Source organism: Pseudomonas sp. O230, assembly GCF_045447035.1.
Taxonomy (GTDB): Bacteria; Pseudomonadota; Gammaproteobacteria; order Pseudomonadales; family Pseudomonadaceae; genus Aquipseudomonas.
Window position 1 is genome coordinate 1 of record NZ_JBJGXN010000023.1, and the last position, 3,581, is coordinate 3,581.

Below are 3,581 nucleotides of genomic sequence, written 5' to 3' on the forward strand. Positions count from 1 at the left end.
TGACCTACTCTCACATGGGGAAACCCCACACTACCATCGGCGATGCATCGTTTCACTGCTGAGTTCGGGATGGGATCAGGTGGTTCCAATGCTCTATGGTCGTCAAGAAATTCGGGTACTGAGTCGTGGCCAGCTGGCCCCGCTTCAGCAAATTGGGTATGTGATAGCTTTCGGTGTTTTGTGAGCATCTCGAACTTTCGGTTCGTTTCGTCTTCACACACCGCAATCTGATGCTCTTTCGAGTAGTCAAATTGCTTGGGTGTTATATGGTCAAGCCTCACGGGCAATTAGTATTGGTTAGCTCAACGCCTCACAGCGCTTACACACCCAACCTATCAACGTCGTAGTCTTCGACGGCCCTTCAGGGGACTCAAGGTCCCAGTGAGATCTCATCTTGAGGCTAGTTTCCCGCTTAGATGCTTTCAGCGGTTATCTATTCCGAACATAGCTACCCGGCAATGCCACTGGCGTGACAACCGGAACACCAGAGGTTCGTCCACTCCGGTCCTCTCGTACTAGGAGCAGCCCCTCTCAAATCTCAAACGTCCACGGCAGATAGGGACCGAACTGTCTCACGACGTTCTAAACCCAGCTCGCGTACCACTTTAAATGGCGAACAGCCATACCCTTGGGACCGGCTTCAGCCCCAGGATGTGATGAGCCGACATCGAGGTGCCAAACACCGCCGTCGATATGAACTCTTGGGCGGTATCAGCCTGTTATCCCCGGAGTACCTTTTATCCGTTGAGCGATGGCCCTTCCATACAGAACCACCGGATCACTAAGACCTACTTTCGTACCTGCTCGACGTGTCTGTCTCGCAGTCAAGCGCGCTTTTGCCTTTATACTCTACGACCGATTTCCGACCGGTCTGAGCGCACCTTCGTACTCCTCCGTTACTCTTTAGGAGGAGACCGCCCCAGTCAAACTACCCACCATACACTGTCCTCGATCCGGATAACGGACCTGAGTTAGAACCTCAAAGTTGCCAGGGTGGTATTTCAAGGTTGGCTCCACGCGAACTGGCGTCCACGCTTCAAAGCCTCCCACCTATCCTACACAAGCAAATTCAAAGTCCAGTGCAAAGCTATAGTAAAGGTTCACGGGGTCTTTCCGTCTAGCCGCGGATACACTGCATCTTCACAGCGATTTCAATTTCACTGAGTCTCGGGTGGAGACAGCGCCGCCATCGTTACGCCATTCGTGCAGGTCGGAACTTACCCGACAAGGAATTTCGCTACCTTAGGACCGTTATAGTTACGGCCGCCGTTTACCGGGGCTTCGATCAAGAGCTTCGCGTTAGCTAACCCCATCAATTAACCTTCCGGCACCGGGCAGGCGTCACACCCTATACGTCCACTTTCGTGTTTGCAGAGTGCTGTGTTTTTAATAAACAGTCGCAGCGGCCTGGTATCTTCGACCGGCATGAGCTTACGGAGCAAGTCCTTCACCCTCACCGGCGCACCTTCTCCCGAAGTTACGGTGCCATTTTGCCTAGTTCCTTCACCCGAGTTCTCTCAAGCGCCTTGGTATTCTCTACCCAACCACCTGTGTCGGTTTGGGGTACGGTTCCTGGTTACCTGAAGCTTAGAAGCTTTTCTTGGAAGCATGGCATCAACCACTTCGTGTTCTAAAAGAACACTCGTCATCAGCTCTCGGCCTTAGAATCCCGGATTTACCTAAGATTCCAGCCTACCACCTTAAACTTGGACAACCAACGCCAAGCTGGCCTAGCCTTCTCCGTCCCTCCATCGCAATAACCAGAAGTACAGGAATATTAACCTGTTTTCCATCGACTACGCTTTTCAGCCTCGCCTTAGGGACCGACTAACCCTGCGTCGATTAACGTTGCGCAGGAAACCTTGGTCTTTCGGCGTGGGTGTTTTTCACACCCATTGTCGTTACTCATGTCAGCATTCGCACTTCTGATACCTCCAGCAAGCTTCTCAACTCACCTTCACAGGCTTACAGAACGCTCCTCTACCGCATCACCTAAGTGATACCCGTAGCTTCGGTGTATGGTTTGAGCCCCGTTACATCTTCCGCGCAGGCCGACTCGACTAGTGAGCTATTACGCTTTCTTTAAAGGGTGGCTGCTTCTAAGCCAACCTCCTAGCTGTCTAAGCCTTCCCACATCGTTTCCCACTTAACCATAACTTTGGGACCTTAGCTGACGGTCTGGGTTGTTTCCCTTTTCACGACGGACGTTAGCACCCGCCGTGTGTCTCCCATGCTCGGCACTTGTAGGTATTCGGAGTTTGCATCGGTTTGGTAAGTCGGGATGACCCCCTAGCCGAAACAGTGCTCTACCCCCTACAGTGATACATGAGGCGCTACCTAAATAGCTTTCGAGGAGAACCAGCTATCTCCGAGCTTGATTAGCCTTTCACTCCGATCCACAGGTCATCCGCTAACTTTTCAACGGTAGTCGGTTCGGTCCTCCAGTTAGTGTTACCCAACCTTCAACCTGCCCATGGATAGATCGCCCGGTTTCGGGTCTATTCCCAGCGACTAGACGCCCTATTAAGACTCGCTTTCGCTACGCCTCCCCTATTCGGTTAAGCTCGCCACTGAAAATAAGTCGCTGACCCATTATACAAAAGGTACGCAGTCACCCAACAAAGTGGGCTCCCACTGCTTGTACGCATACGGTTTCAGGATCTATTTCACTCCCCTCTCCGGGGTTCTTTTCGCCTTTCCCTCACGGTACTAGTTCACTATCGGTCAGTCAGTAGTATTTAGCCTTGGAGGATGGTCCCCCCATATTCAGACAAAGTTTCTCGTGCTCCGTCCTACTCGATTTCATGACTAAGAGATTTTCGCGTACAGGGCTATCACCCACTATGGCCGCACTTTCCAGAGCGTTCCGCTAATCTCAAAGCCACTTAAGGGCTAGTCCCCGTTCGCTCGCCACTACTAAGGGAATCTCGGTTGATTTCTTTTCCTCAGGGTACTTAGATGTTTCAGTTCCCCTGGTTCGCTTCTTAAGCCTATGTATTCAGCTTAAGATACCTAACTTATGTTAGGTGGGTTCCCCCATTCAGACATCTCCGGATCAAAGTCTGTTTGCCGACTCCCCGAAGCTTTTCGCAGGCTACCACGTCTTTCATCGCCTCTGACTGCCAAGGCATCCACCGTATGCGCTTCTTCACTTGACCATATAACCCCAAGCAATCTGGTTATACTGTGAAGACGACATTCGCCGAAAATTCGCGATTAAACTCACAAATTTTACCTTAGCCTGATCCGTTACCAGTGAAAGTAACGTTCAGTCTATCTTTCTATCACATACCCAAATTTTTAAAGAACGATCTAGCCAAAGACTAGAAATCAACATTCACCATGTCACCATGGAATGCTCATTTCTAAGCTTTCAACAAACAGAAGCAGTAGTGGTGGAGCCAAACGGGATCGAACCGTTGACCTCCTGCGTGCAAGGCAGGCGCTCTCCCAGCTGAGCTATGGCCCCGTATTGCTACAGGATCCCACACAAAAATTGGTGGGTCTGGGCAGATTCGAACTGCCGACCTCACCCTTATCAGGGGTGCGCTCTAACCAACTGAGCTACAGACCCAATTTCG

2 tRNA genes and 2 rRNA genes are annotated in these 3,581 nt (G+C 51.1%); all 4 read right to left on the reverse strand.

Annotation, left to right across the window (positions count from 1 at the left end):
* A 5S ribosomal RNA gene (rrf, locus tag ACI77H_RS29955) occupies positions 1-107 on the reverse strand; the annotation flags it as partial.
* Between the two features lie 159 nt (positions 108-266).
* A 23S ribosomal RNA gene (locus tag ACI77H_RS29960) occupies positions 267-3,158 on the reverse strand.
* 235 nt (positions 3,159-3,393) lie between these two features.
* A tRNA-Ala gene (locus ACI77H_RS29965) sits at positions 3,394-3,469 on the reverse strand.
* A gap of 28 nt (positions 3,470-3,497) precedes the next feature.
* Positions 3,498-3,574, reverse strand: a tRNA-Ile gene (locus ACI77H_RS29970).
* Positions 3,575-3,581 lie beyond the last annotated feature (7 nt).